The organism is Pseudomonas sp. NPDC077649, from assembly GCF_044542855.1.
In the GTDB taxonomy this organism is placed as follows: Bacteria; Pseudomonadota; Gammaproteobacteria; order Pseudomonadales; family Pseudomonadaceae; genus Aquipseudomonas.
Genome location: NZ_JBITVF010000003.1, coordinates 513,511 through 532,255, shown reverse-complemented (window position 1 = coordinate 532,255; position 18,745 = coordinate 513,511). Strand labels below are relative to the sequence as shown.

16 protein-coding genes and 4 tRNA genes are annotated in these 18,745 nt (G+C 65.8%); 18 read left to right on the top strand and 2 right to left on the bottom strand.

Annotated features, from left to right (window positions below; translation table 11 throughout):
- The first annotated feature begins 101 nt into the window (after nucleotides 1–101).
- From aruF to ACIGFL_RS12805, 14 genes are all read left to right on the top strand, one after another.
- Nucleotides 102–1,118: an arginine/ornithine succinyltransferase subunit alpha gene (aruF, locus tag ACIGFL_RS12870; RefSeq protein ID WP_397497432.1), complete on the top strand. Its 1,017-nt coding sequence runs from the start codon at nucleotides 102–104 to the stop codon at nucleotides 1,116–1,118.
- A gap of 95 nt (nucleotides 1,119–1,213) precedes the next feature.
- A complete protein-coding gene (gene astA / locus ACIGFL_RS12865; protein ID WP_021443538.1) occupies nucleotides 1,214–2,230 on the top strand; it encodes an arginine N-succinyltransferase in 1,017 nt (338 codons plus the stop codon).
- A gap of 61 nt (nucleotides 2,231–2,291) precedes the next feature.
- Nucleotides 2,292–3,755 carry a succinylglutamate-semialdehyde dehydrogenase gene (gene astD, locus ACIGFL_RS12860; protein WP_397497431.1) on the top strand — a complete coding sequence of 488 codons (1,464 nt, stop codon included), beginning with the start codon at nucleotides 2,292–2,294 and terminating at the stop codon, nucleotides 3,753–3,755.
- Nucleotides 3,755–5,101: an N-succinylarginine dihydrolase gene (gene astB / locus ACIGFL_RS12855; protein ID WP_397497430.1), complete on the top strand. Its 1,347-nt coding sequence runs from the start codon at nucleotides 3,755–3,757 to the stop codon at nucleotides 5,099–5,101. The genes astD and astB overlap by 1 nt, the downstream gene beginning before the upstream one ends.
- Before the next feature lie 25 nt (nucleotides 5,102–5,126).
- Complete coding sequence (locus ACIGFL_RS12850) at nucleotides 5,127–5,405, top strand: hypothetical protein (RefSeq protein WP_003244469.1); 279 nt, start codon at nucleotides 5,127–5,129, stop codon at nucleotides 5,403–5,405.
- Nucleotides 5,406–5,422: 17 nt separating this feature from the next.
- On the top strand, nucleotides 5,423–6,433 hold the full coding sequence (gene astE, locus ACIGFL_RS12845) for a succinylglutamate desuccinylase (RefSeq protein ID WP_122107190.1): 1,011 nt from the start codon (nucleotides 5,423–5,425) through the stop codon (nucleotides 6,431–6,433).
- A 176-nt stretch (nucleotides 6,434–6,609) separates the two neighbouring features.
- On the top strand, nucleotides 6,610–7,614 hold the full coding sequence (gene ltaE / locus ACIGFL_RS12840) for a low-specificity L-threonine aldolase (protein WP_397497429.1): 1,005 nt from the start codon (nucleotides 6,610–6,612) through the stop codon (nucleotides 7,612–7,614).
- Nucleotides 7,615–7,739: 125 nt separating this feature from the next.
- On the top strand, nucleotides 7,740–10,364 hold the full coding sequence (gene alaS, locus ACIGFL_RS12835) for an alanine--tRNA ligase (RefSeq protein WP_397497428.1): 2,625 nt from the start codon (nucleotides 7,740–7,742) through the stop codon (nucleotides 10,362–10,364).
- A 102-nt stretch (nucleotides 10,365–10,466) separates the two neighbouring features.
- The gene (locus tag ACIGFL_RS12830) at nucleotides 10,467–11,705 is read left to right on the top strand and encodes an aspartate kinase (RefSeq protein WP_021443544.1); all 1,239 of its coding nucleotides are present in this window, start codon (nucleotides 10,467–10,469) and stop codon (nucleotides 11,703–11,705) included.
- 188 nt (nucleotides 11,706–11,893) lie between these two features.
- The gene (csrA, locus tag ACIGFL_RS12825) at nucleotides 11,894–12,079 is read left to right on the top strand and encodes a carbon storage regulator CsrA (protein ID WP_003244478.1); all 186 of its coding nucleotides are present in this window, start codon (nucleotides 11,894–11,896) and stop codon (nucleotides 12,077–12,079) included.
- 61 nt (nucleotides 12,080–12,140) lie between these two features.
- Nucleotides 12,141–12,231: transfer RNA gene (locus ACIGFL_RS12820), tRNA-Ser, on the top strand.
- 48 nt (nucleotides 12,232–12,279) lie between these two features.
- Nucleotides 12,280–12,356: transfer RNA gene (locus ACIGFL_RS12815), tRNA-Arg, on the top strand.
- Nucleotides 12,357–12,427: 71 nt separating this feature from the next.
- Nucleotides 12,428–12,504, top strand: a tRNA-Arg gene (locus ACIGFL_RS12810).
- Between the two features lie 70 nt (nucleotides 12,505–12,574).
- Nucleotides 12,575–12,651: transfer RNA gene (locus ACIGFL_RS12805), tRNA-Arg, on the top strand.
- Between the two features lie 34 nt (nucleotides 12,652–12,685).
- Here the strand turns inward: ACIGFL_RS12805 and ACIGFL_RS12800 are convergent.
- Nucleotides 12,686–13,168 (bottom strand): DUF4124 domain-containing protein, encoded by a 483-nt coding sequence (locus ACIGFL_RS12800; RefSeq protein WP_397497427.1) that lies wholly within the window; start codon nucleotides 13,166–13,168, stop codon nucleotides 12,686–12,688.
- Between the two features lie 320 nt (nucleotides 13,169–13,488).
- Between ACIGFL_RS12800 and mgtE the strand changes: the two genes are divergently transcribed.
- On the top strand, nucleotides 13,489–14,931 hold the full coding sequence (mgtE, locus tag ACIGFL_RS12795; RefSeq protein ID WP_021444690.1) for a magnesium transporter: 1,443 nt from the start codon (nucleotides 13,489–13,491) through the stop codon (nucleotides 14,929–14,931).
- On the opposite strand, the gene ACIGFL_RS12790 is transcribed toward mgtE, so the two are convergent.
- Nucleotides 14,894–15,394 (bottom strand): nuclear transport factor 2 family protein, encoded by a 501-nt coding sequence (locus ACIGFL_RS12790; RefSeq protein WP_397497426.1) that lies wholly within the window; start codon nucleotides 15,392–15,394, stop codon nucleotides 14,894–14,896. The genes mgtE and ACIGFL_RS12790 overlap by 38 nt on opposite strands.
- A 197-nt stretch (nucleotides 15,395–15,591) precedes the next feature.
- On the opposite strand from ACIGFL_RS12790, the gene ACIGFL_RS12785 reads away from it, so the two are divergent.
- The 3 genes from ACIGFL_RS12785 to oadA all read left to right on the top strand — a co-directional run bounded on the left by ACIGFL_RS12785 (nucleotide 15,592) and on the right by oadA (nucleotide 18,743).
- A complete protein-coding gene (locus ACIGFL_RS12785) occupies nucleotides 15,592–16,488 on the top strand; it encodes an AraC family transcriptional regulator N-terminal domain-containing protein (protein ID WP_397497425.1) in 897 nt (298 codons plus the stop codon).
- Between the two features lie 197 nt (nucleotides 16,489–16,685).
- Entirely contained in the window at nucleotides 16,686–16,943 is a 258-nt protein-coding gene (locus ACIGFL_RS12780; protein WP_021444687.1) for an OadG family protein, read from the top strand.
- Nucleotides 16,944–16,967: 24 nt separating this feature from the next.
- Nucleotides 16,968–18,743 (top strand): sodium-extruding oxaloacetate decarboxylase subunit alpha, encoded by a 1,776-nt coding sequence (gene oadA, locus ACIGFL_RS12775; RefSeq protein WP_397497424.1) that lies wholly within the window; start codon nucleotides 16,968–16,970, stop codon nucleotides 18,741–18,743.
- Nucleotides 18,744–18,745: the final 2 nt, after the last annotated feature.

Below are 18,745 nucleotides of genomic sequence, written 5' to 3'. Positions count from 1 at the left end.
CTCACGGATGACGATCCTGTGTGTGCCGGGGTTGATGACCCCGGCGTTCTCCGGCTGCCCGTGCGTGGCATCCGGGGCTTTTCTTGAAAAGGAGTGACCCCATGCTGGTAATGCGCCCTGCGCAAATGGCGGACCTGGCGGATGTGCAGCGGCTCGCCGCGGATAGCCCGGTGGGTGTCACTTCGCTGCCGGACGATGCCGAGCGGCTGCGCGACAAGATCGCCGCCTCGGAGGCGTCGTTCGCCGCCGAAGTCAGCTTCAACGGCGAGGAAAGCTACTTCTTCGTCCTCGAGGACAGCGCCAGCGGACGCCTGGTCGGCTGCTCGGCGATCGTCGCCTCGGCCGGCTACTCCGAACCCTTCTACAGCTTTCGCAACGAGACCTTCGTGCACAACTCGCGCGAGCTGAAGATCCACAACAAGATTCACGTGCTGTCGCTGTGTCACGACCTGACCGGCAACAGCCTGCTCACCAGCTTCTACGTCGAGCGGCCGCTGGTCAGCAGCGTGTTCGCCGAGCTCAACTCGCGCGGCCGTCTGCTGTTCATGGCCGGCCACCCCGAGCGCTTCGCCGATGCGGTGGTGGTGGAGATCGTCGGCCACAGCGACGAGCACGGCGACTCGCCGTTCTGGAATGCGGTGGGGCGCAACTTCTTCGACATGAACTACACCGAGGCCGAGCGCCTGTGCGGGCTGAAGAGCCGCACCTTCCTCGCCGAGCTGATGCCGCATTACCCCATCTACGTGCCGCTGCTGCCGGACGAGGCGCAGGAGGCCATGGGCCAGGTGCACCCGCGGGCGCAGATCACCTTCGACATCCTGATGCGCGAAGGCTTCGAGACCGACCACTACATCGACATCTTCGACGGCGGGCCGACCCTGCATGCGCGTACCTCGGGCATCCGCAGCATCGCCCAGAGCCGCCTGGTGCCGGTGAAGCTCGGCGAGGCCGAGAAGGGCGGGCGCCAGTACCTGGTGAGCAACGGCCAGTTGCAGGATTTCCGCGCCATAGTCGCCGACCTCGACTGGGTGCCGGGCAAGCCCGTATGCCTCAGCCTGGAGGCCGCCGAGGCCCTGGGCGTCGGCGAAGGCGCCAGCGTCCGGCTGGTGGCGGTTTAAACCGAAGCGGCAAGCTGCAAGCCACGAGCGGCAAGCCAGCCTGTCTTCTAACTTGTAGCTTGCCGCTTGAAGCTCTTAGCTGATCCGGAGGATCCATGATCGTTCGTCCCGTGCGCAGCGCCGATTTGCCGGCGCTGATCGACCTGGCACGCAGTACCGGCGCCGGCCTGACCACCCTGCCGGCCAACGAGGAGCGCCTGGCGCACCGGGTCGGCTGGGCCGAGAAGACCTTCCGCGGCCAGGCCGAGCGCGCTGACGCCGACTACCTGTTCGTGCTCGAGGACGACGCAGGTCGCGTCGTCGGCATCTCCGCCGTGGCCGGCGCCGTCGGCCTGCGCGAGCCCTGGTACAACTACCGGGTCGGCCTGACCGTCAGCGCCTCGCAGGAGCTGCACATCCACCGTCAGGTGCCGACGCTGTTTCTGGCCAACGACCTGACCGGCAACTCCGAGCTGTGCTCGCTGTTCCTGCATGCCGAGCACCGCACCGGCCTCAACGGCCGCCTGCTGTCGAAGGCGCGCTTCTTGTTCATCGCCGAGTTCCGCGAACTGTTCGGCGACAAGGTGATCGCCGAGATGCGCGGCATGTCCGACGCCGAGGGTCGTTCGCCGTTCTGGGAGAGCCTGGGGCGGCACTTCTTCAAGATGGAGTTCAGCCAGGCGGACTACCTCACCGGGGTCGGCAACAAGGCCTTCATCGCCGAGCTGATGCCCAAGTTCCCGCTCTATACCTGCTTCCTCTCCGAGGATGCGCGCGCGGTGATCGGGCGCGTCCACCCCGACACCGAGCCGGCGCTGGCCATGCTCAAGGCCGAGGGGTTCAGCTACCAGGGCTATGTCGACATCTTCGACGCCGGCCCGGCCATCGAGGCGGAAACCGCGAAGATCCGCGCCGTGCGTGACAGCCAGAACCTGGTGCTGGCGATCGGCACCCCGGGCGACGACGCCGCGCCGTTTTTGATGCACAACCGCAAGCGCGAGGACTGCCGCATCACCGCCGCCCCGGCGCGACTGGCCGCCGGCACCCTGGTGGTCGACCCGCAGACCGCCAAGCGCCTGCAGCTGTCGGCGGGCGACCAGGTGCGCGCGGTGCCGCTGTCGGCGCGCGGCTGAGACGATTTCTTTTTGCGCAGGCCCCGCGCCTGCCGATGAACGCTGGGAGTGATAGAACAAGATGAGCACTCATTACATCGCAGGCCACTGGTACGCGGGCGGGGGCGAGCCGCTGCAGTCGCTCGACCCGGTCAGCCAGGCGGTGATCTGGCAGGGCCGCGGCGCCAGCGCGGCGCAGGTCGACCAGGCCGTGCAGGCCGCGCGCGCCGCCTTCTCGCTGTGGGCCGCGCATTCGCTGGATGGCCGTATCGCCGTGCTGGAGCGCTTCGCCGCTTGCCTGAAGACCCATGCCGACGAGCTGGCGCGCGCCATCGGCGAGGAAACCGGCAAGCCGCTGTGGGAGGCCGCCACCGAGGTGACCAGCATGGTCAACAAGGTCGCCATCTCCATCCAGAGCTACCGAGAGCGCACCGGCGAGAAGAGCGGGCCACTGGCCGACGCCACCGCCGTGCTGCGGCACAAGCCGCATGGCGTGGTGGCGGTGTTCGGCCCCTACAACTTCCCCGGCCACCTGCCCAACGGCCACATAGTCCCCGCGCTGCTGGCGGGCAACTGCGTGCTGTTCAAACCCAGCGAGCTGACCCCCAAGGTCGCCGAGCTGACCGTCAAGTGCTGGGCCGAAGCCGGCCTGCCGGCCGGCGTGCTCAACCTGCTGCAGGGCGGCCGCGAGACCGGCGTGGCGCTGGCCGGCCATCCCGGCATCGACGGCCTGTTCTTCACCGGCTCCAGCCGCACCGGCAACCTGCTGCACGCCCAGTTCGCCGGCCGCCCGGACAAGATCCTGGCGCTGGAGATGGGCGGCAACAACCCGCTGATCGTCGACCAGGTGGCCGATATCGATGCGGCGGTCTACACCATCGTCCAGTCGGCCTTTATCAGCGCCGGGCAGCGCTGCACCTGCGCGCGCCGCCTGCTGGTGCCGCAAGGGCAGTGGGGCGATGCGTTGCTGGCGCGCCTGGTGCAGGTCGCGGCCGGGCTCAAGGTCGGTCGTTTCGACGCACAGCCGGCGCCCTTCATGGGCTCGGTGATCTCCCTGCAGGCCGCCGCGCAGTTGCTGCAGGCTCAGGCCGATCTGCTGGCCAAGGGCGCCACCGCGCTGCTGGCCATGACCCAGCCGCAGGCCGGCGCCGCGCTGCTGACCCCGGGCATCCTCGACGTCACCGCGGTGGCCGAGCGCCCGGACGAGGAGTTCTTCGGCCCGCTGCTGCAGGTGATTCGTTACGCCGACTTCGACGCCGCCATCGCCGAGGCCAACGCCACCGTCTACGGTCTGGCCGCCGGCTTGCTGTCGGACTCCAAGGCGCGCTACGAGCAGTTCTGGCTGCACAGCCGTGCCGGTATCGTCAACTGGAACAAGCAACTGACCGGCGCCGCCAGCACTGCGCCCTTCGGCGGCGTCGGTGCCTCCGGCAACCACCGCGCCAGCGCCTACTACGCCGCGGACTACTGCGCCTACCCGGTGGCCTCGCTGGAAAGCGACACCCTGGCCCTGCCCACCACCCTGACTCCGGGAGTGACTCTGTAATGACTGCCTATGAGATGAACTTCGACGGCCTGGTGGGGCCGACCCATAACTACGGCGGGCTGTCCTACGGCAACGTCGCGTCGCAGAACAACAGCCAGGCGGTCTCCAGCCCGAAGGATGCCGCCAAGCAGGGCCTGGCGAAGATGAAGGCGCTGATGGAGATGGGCTTCAAGCAGGGCGTGCTGGCCCCGCAGGAGCGTCCGGACGTCGCCGTGCTGCGCAGCCTGGGCTTTACCGGCAGCGATGCGCAGGTGATCGCCAAGGCCGCCAAGGGCGCCATGCCGCTGCTGGTTGCAAGCTGCTCGGCCTCCAGCATGTGGACGGCCAACGCCTGCACCGTCAGCCCCAGCGCCGACACCGCCGACGGTCGCGTGCACTTCACCGCCGCCAACCTCAACTGCAAGTTCCACCGCAGCATCGAGCACCCCACCACCAGCCGCGTGCTGCAGGCGATGTTCGCCAGCGAGAAGCACTTCGCCCATCACCCGGCGCTGCCGGCGGTCAGCCAGTTCGGCGACGAGGGCGCGGCCAACCACACGCGTTTCTGCAAGGGCTATGGCGAACCGGGCGTGGAGTTCTTCGTCTACGGCCGCAGCGCCTTCGATAGCCGCTATCCGGCCCCGCAGCGCTACCCGGCGCGGCAGACCCTGGAAGCCTCGCAGGCGGTGGCCCGCCTGCATGGTCTGGGCAAGGCCGGGGTGGTGTTCGCCCAGCAGAATCCGGAGGTGATCGACCAGGGCGTGTTCCACAACGACGTGATCGCGGTGGGCAACGGCGAGGTACTGTTCTATCACCAGCACGCCTTCCTCGAGACCGACAAGGTGCTCGCCGTGCTGGGCGACAAGCTCGCCCGCCGCGGCGGCAATTTCCAGGCGGTGTGCGTGCCGGCCGGCACCGTGAGCGTGGAGGATGCGGTCAAGTCCTACCTGTTCAACAGCCAGCTGCTGACCCGCGAAGACGGCTCGATGCTGCTGGTGGTGCCGGAGGAGTGCCGCAACAACGCCAGCGTCTGGCGCTACCTGGAGCAGCTGACCGCCAGCAACGGGCCGATCCGCGAGGTCAAGGTGTTCGACCTCAAGCAGAGTATGCAGAACGGCGGTGGCCCGGCCTGCCTGCGCCTGCGCGTGGCGCTCAAGGAGCAGGAGCTGGCCGCGGTCAATCCGGGCGTGGTGATGAGTCCCGAGCTGCACGACATCCTGGTGGCCTGGGTCGACAAGCACTACCGCGACCGCCTCAGCGAAGCCGACCTGGCCGATCCGCAATTGCTGATCGAATGCCGCACGGCATTGGATGAACTGACGCAGATCCTTAAACTGGGCTCGGTCTATCCTTTCCAGATGACCTGAACCTCGCCCCAACCTCGGAGATTTTATGAGCGACGCCCTGCAACTGATTCTCGAAGATAACGACGGCACCCAACTGGAAACCTCCTGCAGCCGCTTTGCCGTGGTCTGGCAGGGCAAGGAGCTGTGGGTCCAGGCCGTTGGCGACCAGTTGCTGATCGGCGTCGACGTGGAGGAGGGCGACAGCGAGTACGCCAACCTGCTGCTGCGCCCTCAGGCCACCAACCTGGTCAGCCTGCAGCTGGAGATGGAGCCGGCGATCGCCGACGAGGATGATCATGTTCACGGCCCGGACTGCAATCACTAAGCCCTGAGGAGTGTCTGATGCTTGCCCTCGGCAAACTGCTTGAACTGACCCTGGCCGGCCATGAGCCGTCGGCGAAGATCCAGTTGACCCCCGAGGGCACGCGTTTGCGCTGGCTGGCCGAGGGCGCGCTGGAGGTGACCCCGCCGGCGGCGCGCGACAGCGGCCTGGATCTGTTGCTGTCGGCCGGCATCCACGGTAACGAAACCGCCCCGATCGAGCTGCTCGACCGCCTGCTGCGCGGCATCGCGCGCAACGAGCTGCACCCGGCGGCGCGCATGCTCTTCCTGTTCGGCAACCCCGAGGCCATGCGCCGCGGCGAGCGTTACGTGGAGCAGGACATCAACCGCCTGTTCAATGGGCGCCACGAGCAGTCCAGCGGCTTCGAGGCGATCCGCGCCTGCGACCTGGAACACCTGGCGGCGACCTTCTTCAGCAAGGACGGCCGCACCCGCCTGCATTACGACCTGCACACCGCCATTCGCGGCTCGAAGATCGAGCAGTTCGCCCTCTACCCCTGGCACCAGGGCCGCGCCCACTCGCGCCGCGAACTCGAGCGCCTGCGCGCCGCCGGCATCGAGGCGGTGCTGCTGCAGAACAAGGGCTCGATCACCTTCAGTTCCTACACCTATGCCCAGCTCGGCGCCGAGGCCTTCACCCTGGAGCTGGGCAAGGCGCGCGCCTTCGGCCAGAACCAGTTGGTCAACCTCGACCTGCTGGAGAACGCCCTCGTCGAACTGATCGAAGGGCGCGAACCGGCGCCGCAGGCCCAGGGCCTGGACGGCCTGCAACTGTTCGCCGTGGCGCGCGAGATCATCAAGCACAGCGACAGCTTCCAGCTGCACCTGCCGGCCGATATCGAGAACTTTAGCGAACTGGAGCCTGGCTACCTGCTCGCCGAAGACATCGCCGACACCCGCTGGGTGGTGGAAGAGCAGGGCGCACGCATCATCTTCCCCAATCCCAAGGTGAAGAACGGCCTGCGCGCCGGCATCCTGATCGTGCCGGACGACGGTTCCAACCTGGCGTAGCCGGGTGACAGCTGTAGGAGCGGCTTCAGCCGCGAACCCTGGCTGATCGCTTCGCGGCTGAAGCCGCTCCCGCATGGGGGGCGCTTTCCGGCCGATTTTGCAGCCAACTGTATCTTGTGACGGCGCGAGGCGGCCTCGTAGCATGGCCTTTTCCATGCCACTCAAGGATGTCCGCCATGCCCCTGATCGACCTGCGCAGCGATACCGTCACCCAGCCCACCGCCGGCATGCGCGCGGCTATGCTCGCCGCCGAGCTGGGCGACGATGTCTACGGCGAGGATCCCACGGTCAATCGCCTGGAGGCCTGGCTGGCCGCGGAGCTGGGCTTCGCGGCGGCGCTGTTCGTGCCCACCGGCACCATGAGCAACCTGCTCGGCCTGATGGCCCATTGCGAGCGCGGCGACGAGTACATAGTCGGCCAGCAGGCGCACACCTACAAATACGAGGGCGGCGGCGCCGCGGTGCTCGGCTCGATCCAGCCGCAACCGCTCGACGGCGAGGCCGACGGCTCGCTGGACCTGGCCAGGGTCGAGGCGGCGATCAAGCAGGACGACTTCCACTTCGCCCGCACCCGCCTGCTGGCCCTGGAAAACACCATGCAGGGCAAGGTGCTGCCGCTGGCCTATCTGGCCGCCGCCCGCGAGCTGACCCGTCGCCGCGGCCTGGCCCTGCACCTGGACGGCGCGCGGCTGTACAACGCCGCGGTCAAGCTGGGCGTGCCGGCGCGGGAGATCACCCGGCATTTCGATTCGGTCTCGGTGTGCCTGTCCAAGGGCCTCGGCGCGCCGGTCGGTTCGGTGCTGTGCGGCAGCACGGCGTTGATCGGCAAGGCGCGGCGTCTGCGCAAGATGGTCGGCGGCGGCATGCGCCAGGCCGGCGTACTGGCGGCGGCGGGGCTGTATGCGCTGCAGCACCAGGTCGAGCGTCTGGCCGCGGATCACGCCAACGCCGCGCGCCTGGGTGAAGCTTTGCTCGAGCTGGGCTACAGCGTCGAGCCGGTGCAGACCAACATGGTCTATGTGCAGCTCGGCGAGCGTGCCAGCACGGTAAAGGCCTTTATGGCCGAGCGCGGCATTGCCGTGAGCGCTGCGCCGCGCCTGCGCCTGGTCACCCATCTGGACGTCAACGCTGAGCAAATCGAGCAGGTGATCGAGGCTTTCGTCGCTTTTCGCTCGTTCTGAGTCGCAAGCGCAGCGCCGCAGCGGCGCCAGCGATCAACAAGGCACTAGCCGCGCGCGGTGGGCCCGATATAATGCGGCCCTTTGCCGGCTTTTGCCGTGGCCGCCTGTTTCCGTGGAAGACCCCTATGAAAAGCGCAGAAATCCGTGAAGCCTTCCTGAGCTTCTTCGAAGAAAAAGGGCACACCCGTGTCGCTTCCAGCTCGCTGATCCCGGCGAACGACCCGACCCTGCTGTTCACCAACGCGGGGATGAACCAGTTCAAGGACTGCTTCCTCGGTCTGGAAAAGCGCGCCTACACCCGCGCCACCACCAGCCAGAAGTGCGTACGCGCTGGCGGCAAGCACAACGACCTGGAAAACGTCGGCTACACCGCGCGCCACCACACCTTCTTCGAAATGCTGGGCAATTTCAGCTTCGGCGACTACTTCAAGCGCGATGCCATCCATTACGCCTGGGAATTCCTCACCTCCGACAAGTGGCTGAAGTTGCCCAAGGAGAAGCTCTGGGTCACCGTCTACGCCACCGACGACGAGGCCTACGACATCTGGACCCAGGAAGTCGGTATCCCGGCCGAGCGCATGATCCGCATCGGCGACAACAAGGGCGCGCCCTATGCGTCCGACAACTTCTGGGCCATGGGCGACACCGGCCCGTGCGGCCCCTGCACCGAGATCTTCTTCGACCACGGCGAGCACATCTGGGGCGGCCCGCCCGGCAGCCCGGAAGAGGACGGCGACCGCTACATCGAGATCTGGAACAACGTGTTCATGCAGTTCAATCGTACCGCCGACGGTGTGCTGCACCCGCTGCCGGCGCCGAGCGTGGATACCGGCATGGGCCTGGAGCGCATCAGCGCCGTGCTGCAGCACGTCAACTCCAACTACGAGATCGACCTGTTCCAGAACCTGCTGAGCGCCGCGGCCAAGGCCATCGGCTGCAGCAACGACGGCCAGGCTTCGCTGAAGGTGGTGGCCGACCATATCCGCTCCTGCGGCTTCCTCATCGCCGACGGCGTCACCCCGTCCAACGAGGGCCGCGGCTACGTGCTGCGCCGCATCATTCGCCGCGCCTGCCGCCACGGCAACAAGCTCGGCGCCAAGGGCAGCTTCTTCTACCAGATCGTCGCCGCCCTGGTGGCCGAGATGGGCGAGGCCTTCCCCGAGCTCAAGCAACAGCAGGCGCATATCGAGCGCGTGCTGAAGACCGAGGAAGAGCAGTTCGCCAAGACCCTGGAGCAGGGCCTGAAGATCCTCGAGCAGGATCTGGTCGGCCTCAAGGGCAAGGTCATCCCCGGCGAAACCGTGTTCAAGCTGTACGACACCTATGGCTTCCCCTACGACCTGACCGGCGACATCGCCCGCGAGCGTGGCCTGAGCCTCGACGAGAGCGGCTTCGAGCGCGAGATGGCCGCCCAGCGCGAGCGCGCCCGTTCCGCCAGCGCCTTCGGCATGGACTACAACGCCCTGGTCAAGGTCGACGCCGACACCCGTTTCCTCGGCTACGAAGGCACCCGCGGCAGCGGCACCATTATTGCCCTGTTCGCCGACGGCCAGGCCGTCGACAGCTTGCAGGAAGGCGAGGAGGGCGTGGTGGTGCTGGATCAGACCCCGTTCTACGCCGAATCCGGCGGCCAGGTCGGCGACTGCGGCTACCTGGAGGGTGCCGGCGTCAGCTTCGAGGTGCGCGACACCACCAAGGCCGGCGGGGCCTTCCTGCACCATGGCGTAGTCGCCAAGGGCAGCCTCAGCGTCGGCGCCTCGCTCAAGGCCGAGGTCGACGCCAGCGTGCGTCAGGCCACCGCGCTGAACCACTCGGCCACCCACCTGCTGCACGCCGCGCTGCGCCAGGTGCTCGGCGAGCACGTGCAGCAGAAGGGCTCGCTGGTCGACAGCCAGCGCCTGCGTTTCGACTTCAGCCACTTCGAGGCGATCAAGCCCGAGCAGCTCAAGGCGCTGGAAGACATAGTCAACGCCGAGATCCGCAAGAACTCCGAGGTGGAAACCGAGGAAACCGATATCGACACCGCCAAGGCCAAGGGCGCCATGGCCCTGTTCGGTGAGAAGTACGGCGATCAGGTGCGCGTACTGAGCATGGGCGGCGACTTCTCCGTCGAGCTGTGCGGCGGTACCCACGTTTCCCGTACCGGCGATATCGGCCTGTTCAAGATCACCAGCGAAGGCGGCGTGGCCGCCGGTGTGCGCCGCATCGAGGCGGTTACCGGCGCCGCGGCGCTGGGTTACCTGAACGCGGCCGAGGAGCAGCTCAAGGAAGCCGCGGTGCTGGTCAAGGGCAGCCGCGACAACCTGCTGGACAAGCTGGCCGGCGTGCTCGAGCGCAACCGCCAGCTGGAGAAGGAACTGGAGCAGCTCAAGGCCAAGGCCGCCAGCGCCGCCGGCAACGACCTGGCCGGCGCAGCCGTCGAGGTCAAGGGCGCCAAGGTCCTGGCCGCGCGGCTCGACGGGCTGGACGGCAAGGCGCTGCTGGCGCTGGTCGACCAGCTGAAGAACAAGCTCGGCAGCGCGGTGATCCTGCTTGGCGGCGTGTTCGAGGAGAAGGTGGTGCTGGTCGCCGGCGTGACCCAGGACCTGACCACCAAGCTCAAGGCCGGCGACCTGATGCGTCAGGCCGCGGCGGCCGTGGGCGGCAAGGGTGGCGGTCGCCCGGACATGGCCCAGGGCGGCGGCGTCGACGCCGGCAAGCTGGACGAGGCATTGGCAATGGCTGCTACTTTCGTCGAGCAGGGCCTGTAACAGGTGTGAAAGCGGGGCCCGCAGTGCGTCCGGCGGGCCTTGGCAGTGTGACCCGATGCGGGTTTAATGGGCGCCCTTCGAGGAATCAGGCGGCTTTTTGAAATGGCTTTGATCGTACAGAAGTTTGGAGGCACCTCAGTCGGCACCGTCGAGCGTATCCAGCAGGTGGCCGAGAAGGTGAAGAAGTTCCGCGAGAAGGGCGACGACATCGTCGTCGTGGTCTCCGCCATGAGCGGCGAGACCAACCGCCTGATCGACCTGGCCAAACAGGTCAGCGACGGTGACCCGGTGCCGCGCGAACTGGACGTGATGGTGTCCACCGGCGAGCAGGTGACCATCGCCCTGCTGGCCATGGCGCTGATCAAGCGCGGCGTGCCGGCGGTGTCCTACACCGGCAACCAGGTGCGCATCCTCACCGACAGCGCGCACAACAAGGCGCGCATTCTGCAGATCGACGACCAGAAGATTCGTGCCGACCTCAAGGCTGGCCGCGTCGTCGTTGTCGCCGGTTTCCAGGGTGTCGACGAGCACGGCAGCATCACCACCCTCGGTCGCGGCGGCTCCGACACCACCGGCGTGGCCCTGGCCGCGGCGCTGAAGGCCGACGAGTGCCAGATCTACACCGACGTCGATGGCGTCTACACCACCGACCCGCGCGTGGTGCCGCAGGCCCAGCGCCTGGAGAAGATCACCTTCGAGGAAATGCTGGAAATGGCCAGCCTCGGTTCCAAGGTGCTGCAGATCCGTTCGGTGGAGTTCGCCGGCAAGTACAACGTCCCGCTGCGCGTCCTGCACAGCTTCCAGGAGGGCCCGGGCACCCTCATTACCCTTGATGAAGAGGAATCCATGGAACAGCCGATCATTTCCGGCATCGCCTTCAACCGCGACGAAGCCAAGCTGACCATCCGTGGGGTGCCGGATATCCCTGGCATCGCCTTCAAGATTCTCGGCCCGGTCAGCGCCGCCAATATCGAAGTGGACATGATCGTGCAGAACGTCTCGCACGATAACACCACCGATTTCACCTTCACCGTGCACCGCAACGACTACAACAACGCCCTGACCGTGCTGCAGAAGACCGCCGACGAGCTGGGCGCCCGCGAAGTGGTCGGCGACACCAACATCGCCAAGGTCTCCATCGTCGGCGTCGGCATGCGCTCCCACGCCGGCGTCGCCAGCCGCATGTTCGAGGCGCTGGCCAAGGAAAGCATCAATATCCAGATGATCTCCACCTCGGAAATCAAGGTCTCCGTGGTGATCGAGGAGAAATATCTGGAACTGGCCGTGCGCGCACTGCACACTGCCTTCGAGCTCGACGCCCCGGCACGACAGGGCGAGTAACGCATGATCCGAAAGGCGCGGCTGGTTCCGCGCCTTTCGTCTTTTTGACTGGTGCGTCGGAACTTTCTTTCTGCGCGCTCTGGTCAATACTTGGGTGAAGGTTCCCGGGCTTGAGTTCGTTGGGGGCTGCCACCATTTTCTTTTTTGCAGACTGTTGTCCTGAAAATGAAATCCGTGAGGAGAAAGGAATGCTGATTCTGACTCGCCGGGTCGGAGAGACCCTGATGGTCGGTGACGATGTGACTGTCACCGTGTTGGGTGTGAAAGGTAATCAGGTGCGCATTGGCGTCAACGCGCCCAAAGAGGTTGCCGTGCACCGTGAAGAAATCTACCAGCGCATCCAGAAAGAGAAGGGTGACGAACCAAGCCACTAATTTTTCTACAAATTTTTGTTTGCAAACGGGGAAAACATGTTTATCATGCGCCCCGTGTTGCGGAGAGGTGGCCGAGTGGCCGAAGGCGCTCCCCTGCTAAGGGAGTACACCTCAAAAGGGTGTCGGGGGTTCGAATCCCCCCTTCTCCGCCATATTTAGTCAATCAGGCAGGCAGCACACCTGGTCGGCAACAGCGACACGGACTCATAGCTCAGCTGGATAGAGTACTCGGCTACGAACCGAGCGGTCGGAGGTTCGAATCCTCCTGAGTCCGCCATCTTGGATGGCTTGCAGCAGTGCAAGCCATTTTGCTTCAACCAGCAGCGATCTGGTCTAAAAGCGCTAAACGGACTCATAGCTCAGCTGGATAGAGTACTCGGCTACGAACCGAGCGGTCGGAGGTTCGAATCCTCCTGAGTCCGCCATATCGAATGGCGCTGCAGCAATGCACCAGCCTGTTTCAACCAGCGGTGATCTGGTCTAAAAGCGCCAAACGGACTCATAGCTCAGCTGGATAGAGTACTCGGCTACGAACCGAGCGGTCGGAGGTTCGAATCCTCCTGAGTCCGCCATACCCGAAGGGCCTGCAGCGATGCAGGCCCTTTTTTATTTCCCCTTCACGCAGCCCGCTTCGTCGAAGCTCACCTGGCGCGTGTTGCCGCTGTTGTCGCGGTAGTGGTAGCGCTGCAGGCCGTTCTGCCGGCTGATCTTCTGTGGCTTGCCCAGGCTGCTTTCCACGTCGCTGCGAGTCATGCCGCTGCGAATCTCCTGCTTGACGATCGCGGCCCGCCGCGCGCTGCCGGTAATCCGGTTACCGCAGCCGTCGTCCTGTTGACCGACCACCACCAGTTCACTGGCCCCCTTTGTTCGCGTGCTGCGTTCGGGTTTGGCCAGTGGTACGGCCTTACCGCTGCTCGGCGTCTGGTTGCGGGCGTTCTGGGTTCGCTGCTGCTGCTCTGTCGGGCAGCCGTGGCGGGTGAAGGTGATATGGCCGTTGGCGTCTTCACAACGAAACACGGTGGCGGCCAGGCTGGCCTGGGTGGGGTAGAGCAGGGCGGCGCAGAATGCGGCGCGCAGCAGTCCTTGCATGGGGCGTCCTCCTTGACGGGTGCCTGGGTCAGCTTAGCCCGTTGTTCCGAGCGTGCCAGGGTGTCCTGCCGAACGTGGCCGGCGTCGCAGCAACAGGATTTCAGCGCGGATTGAAGTTTGTGATGCAAGCAATTGTTCTTGCCTGGCTTTTCTCGCGTGCAAAGCCGTATTGCGGTGTTATCATTTGCCGCGTCAGCCCCGCCGGGGCTTGTGGAATACCACCATGGACTTACCCAGTAGTTACCAGACCCGATTTGACGATCGCGTAAAACCTGATTGATCCCCTTTGGCGTGCCCGCCAACTGGGGGTGGAGCGCGCTATGACTGAAGTAGAAGCCAAGAAGCCGCAAGAGAGCCTGCAGGATCGCCTGGCCCAGGTGGTCGAACTGCTGCATCGGCACAAGCTGGTGGAAGACCTGACCCATCGTCAGGAAGGCCAGCATCACGACCTGGTCGAGAACCTGGTGCACCGGCAGAACCTCGCCGAGCTGCAGCGCAAGCTCGACGACCTGCACCCCGCGGATATCGCCCACATCCTCGAAGCCCTGCCGCTCGACGACCGTCTGACCGTCTGGCAACTGGTCAAGGCCGAGCGCGACGGCGACATCCTGCTTGAGGTGTCCGACGCGGTGCGTGAGACCCTGATCGCCGACATGGACGATCACGAGATCCTCGCCGCGGCCAAGGACATGGACGCCGACGAACTGGCCGACCTGGCGCCGGAGTTGCCGCGCGACGTAGTCCACGAACTGATGGAGTCGCTGGATGCGCAGCAGCGCGAGCGCGTGCGTTCGGCACTGTCCTACGAGGAGGACCAGGTCGGCGCGCTGATGGACTTCGAGATGGTCACCATCCGCGAAGACGTCAGCCTGGAGGTGGTGCTGCGTTACCTGCGTCGCCTCAAGGAGCTGCCGGGCCACACCGACAAGCTGTTCGTGGTCGATTACGACGGCGTGCTCAAGGGTGTGCTGCCGATCAAGCGCCTGCTGGTCAACGACCCGGACAAGCAGGTCGGCGAGGTGATGGCCGACGACCCGGTGACTTTCCACCCGGACGAGGACGCCTACGACGCCGCTCAGGCCTTCGAGCGCTACGACCTGATTTCCGCCCCGGTGGTGGACAAGAACGGCAAGCTGATCGGTCGTCTGACCATCGACGAGATGGTCGACCTGATCCGTGAGGAGAGCGAAAGCGAAGTCCTCAACATGGCCGGTCTGCGCGAGGAGGAGGACATCTTCGCCTCGGTGTGGAAGTCGGTGCGCAACCGCTGGGCCTGGCTGGCGATCAACCTGGTCACCGCCTTTCTCGCCTCGCGGGTGATCGGCCTGTTCGAGGGCTCGATCGAGAAGCTGGTGGCTCTGGCCGCGCTGATGCCCATAGTCGCTGGCATCGGCGGCAACTCCGGCAACCAGACCATCACCATGATCGTCCGCGCCATGGCGCTGGACCAGGTCGGCACCGGCAATACCTCGCGCCTGCTGCGCAAGGAGCTGGGCGTTTCCCTGATCAACGGCCTGCTCTGGGGCGGGGTGATCGGCGTGGTGGCCTATCTGCTCTACGACAGCTGGTCGCTGGGCGTGGTGATGACCGCGGCGATGACCCTCAACCTGCTGCTGGCGGCGCTGATGGGCGTGCTGATTCCCATGACCCTGGCACGCCTGGGGCGCGACCCGGCCATGGGTGCCAGCGTGATGATCACGGCGATGACCGACAGCGGCGGGTTCTTCATTTTCCTGGGGCTGGCGTCGATCTTCCTTCTGTAGGCCGCTCCATCAGTTGCACCAGCCGCCAGGTATCGAGGAAGGCCGTGACGTGAGTGATGCGGCCGTCTTCGAGCTGCATGTGCCAGGCGTAGCTGTTCTCATAGCGGCTGCCATCATGGGCGGTCGCCTGGCCATCCCAGATCGCGACCACATAGGGCCCCTGCGCTACCAGCTGGCGAACCGTGGGGGTAATCGGCGTCGCCAGTTTGGCGGTGATAGGTTTGACCGCCTCTTCGAGAAACGCCTGGCGTGTGGGGTAGGTAGCTGATACCGGGCTGTTTCCGGCGACTATCCACACGGCGTCTTCGGCGAGCAGGTCGAAGACGCTGCCCTGGCCGTTGCGCCAGTCGTCGAAGGCCTGCTGGATCAGGGCGCGATTGTCCTGCGTGGCGCCGGCGGCCCAGCTCGGCAGGCTCAGCAGTACGCCGAGCAGTAGGGCGCCGAGGTGTCCTAACGGGTTCATGGATCGATTCTCCTATTGGCGGCTAGCGCCTGCGGCGTGCAGGGCGCAGGCCTCATGCTAGGCGGGGCGAGGCGGGCTGCTAAGTCCGGTTACTCTTTCGATCTTGCCTGTTTCTATTGCAAGGGCCATAGAATGTGGCCCGCGGAAACTGCCGAGTCTCCAGAGCCATGATCGCGATATCCGATAGGCGCCAACGCATGGTGGAACTGATGCTGCGCCTGGCCCCCGAAGAGGGCTACACCGAGTCGTTACTCGACGGCGTGACCTTCATGCGCGCCAATCGCCCGCTGCCCAGCACGCCGGCGCTGTACGAACCGAGCATCGTCATCGTCATCCAGGGGCGCAAGCGCGGGTTGCACGACGGCAGGCTGTATGTCTACGACGCCCAGCACTACCTGGTGCTGGCGCTGCCTCTGCCGTTTTCCATCGAGACCGAGGCCAGCGCGGCCGAGCCGTTGCTGGGGCTGGCGTTGCGCATCGACCCGTTACTGGTCGCGGAGTTGGCCATCGGCCTGGACGAGGCGTCGCCCCCGGCGCCCGCCACCCTCTGTTCGAGCCCGCTGGATGCCAGGTTGAGCGAGGCGACGTTGCGCCTGCTGGAGGCGTTGGCCGAGCCGGACGAGGCGCGTTTGCTGGGGCCGTCGATTCTGCGCGAGATCGTCTTCCGCGTGTTGCAGGGCGAGCAGGGCGGCGGCCTGCGCGCGACCCTGGCGCAGGGCAGCCATTTCGGCCGCATCGCCAGGGTGCTGCGGCGCATCCACAGCGATTATCCCCAGGCGCTCGACGTCGCGACCCTGGCCGCGATGGCCAATATGAGCGTGCCGGCCTTCCATGTGCACTTCAAGGCCGTGACCAGTCGCTCGCCGTTGCAGTATCTCAAGGCCATCCGCCTGCACCAGGCGCGCCTGCTGATGATTCGCAGCGGCATGAGCGCGGCCGACGCGGCGCAGCGGGTCGGTTACGAAAGTCCTTCGCAGTTCAGTCGCGAGTTCAAGCGCCTGTTCGGGCGCACCCCGGGCGCTGAATGCCGCCATTTCAAGGCGCTGCTGGCGCTGGCGCCCGCCGTCGTCTCCCGGTCTGGCGTGGCTTCCTAGCGGGCCTCGCGCGAGCGCCCTCGTCTTTGGTAGTGGCAGTGCGTTGCCTACTACATAAAATGCCCGCCTGGTCCGTTTGAGGTTTGCTTGAAACGCTTGTTTCAGGCTAAGGTTCGCCAGCTTTGCCCGGGGCCGATCCCGGGCGCTCCTAATCAATAATGAATGCAGCCCGCGAGCTGCTGGCAAAAGGAGCCAAGATGACCCCCAGTGAACTCCTGCTCGAGGGTGTCGAGCTCATGCTGTTCGGCATGGGTTTCGTGTTTGTCTTTCTGGTGCTGCTGGTGCTGGCGATCCGCGTGATGTCGCGTCTGATCGAAGTCTTCGCCCCGCACACGCCTGCCCCCGTCGCCTCTTCCGCAGTACCCAGCGGCAAACCGGCCAGCCAGGAGCCGGATGCCGAATTGCTGGCCGCCATTCAATCCGCCATTCATCAGCACCGCGCCCGCCGCGGTTGATCCGGTTCTAGAGGGAGCACCTGTATGACTGCCGTTAAACAAGCACTCGGGATCACCGATGTGGTGCTGCGCGACGCCCACCAATCCATCCTGGCCACCCGCGTGCGCCTGGAGGACATGCTGCCGATCGCGCCCAAGCTCGATCAGGTCGGCTTCTGGTCGGTGGAGTCCTGGGGCGGTGCGACCTTCGATGCCTGCATCCGCTACCTGGGCGAAGATCCCTGGGAGCGCATCCGCGCGCTGAAGCAGGCGATGCCCAATACCCGCCAGCAGATGCTCCTGCGCGGCCAGAACCTGCTGGGCTACCGTCACTACGCCGACGACGTGGTGGAAAAATTCGTCGAACGCGCCGCCGTCAACGGCGTCGACGTGTTTCGCGTGTTCGACGCGATGAACGATCCGCGCAACCTGCAGACCGCCCTGCAGGCGGTCAAGCGCCAGGGCAAGCATGCCCAGGGCACCATCTCCTACACCACCAGTCCGGTGCACACCCTGCAGATGTGGGTCGATCTGGCCAAGCAGATCGAGGACATGGGCGCCGACTCCATCGCCATCAAGGACATGGCCGGCATCCTCACGCCCTACACCGCCTTCGAGCTGGTGTCGCGACTCAAAGCCAGCCTGGCCATCCCGATCCATATGCAGTGCCACGCCACCGCGGGGCTGTCTTCGGTGGCCATCCTCAAGGCGGTGGAGGCCGGTATCGATAACGTCGACACCGCGATTTCCTCGCTGTCGATGACCTACGGCCATTCGCCGACCGAATCGGTGGTGGCCATGTTCCAGGGCACCGAGCGCGACACCGGGCTGAATCTGGAGCTGCTGGAGGAAATCGCTGCGTACTTCCGCGAAGTACGCAAGAAGTACGCGAAGTTCGAGGGCAACCTCAAGGGCGTCGACTCGCGCATCCTGGTCGCCCAGGTGCCGGGTGGCATGCTCACCAACATGGAAAGCCAGCTCAAGGAGCAGGGCGCCCAGGATAAATTCGACCAGGTGCTGGCCGAGATCCCCCGCGTGCGCGAAGACCTTGGTTTCATCCCGCTGGTGACGCCCACTTCGCAGATCGTCGGCACCCAGGCGGTGATCAACGTGCTCACCGGCGAGCGCTACAAGTCCATTACCAAGGAAACCGCCGGCGTGCTCAAGGGCGAGTACGGCGCCGCGCCCGCGCCGTTCAACGCCGAGCTGCAGGCGCGCGTGCTCGATGGCGCCGAGGCGATCACCTGCCGCCCGGCCGACCTGCTGGACGCCGAAATGGACAAGCTGACCGCCGAACTCAAAGGTCTCGCCCGGGAGAAGGGCATCAAGCTGGCCGTCGACGAGATCGACGACGTGCTGACCTACGCGCTGTTTCCGCAGATCGGCCTGAAGTTTCTGGAGAACCGCGGCAACCCGGCGGCCTTCGAGCCGGCGCCGACCGGCAAGGAAACCCCTGCACGCGAGGCCGGCAAACCCGAGGTCTACACCGTCGAAGTCAATGGCAAGTCGTTCGTCGTGCAGGTGGGCGAGGGCGGCGATATCGAGGGCATCAAGCCGCTCGCTGGCAGCGCCGCGGCTGCACCTGCCGCGCCCGTTGCCGTGGGGGGTGGCGAGCCGCAGGCGGCACCGCTGGCCGGCAATATCTTCAAGGTGCTGGTGCAACCCGGCCAGGCCGTGGAGGAGGGCCAGCTGGTGATCATCCTCGAGGCGATGAAGATGGAAACCGAGATCCGCGCCTTCAAGGCCGGCAGCGTCGGGGCGGTCAACGTCAAGGTCGGCGATGCGGTGGCGGTGGGCGACAGCCTGCTGACCATCGGCTGAGG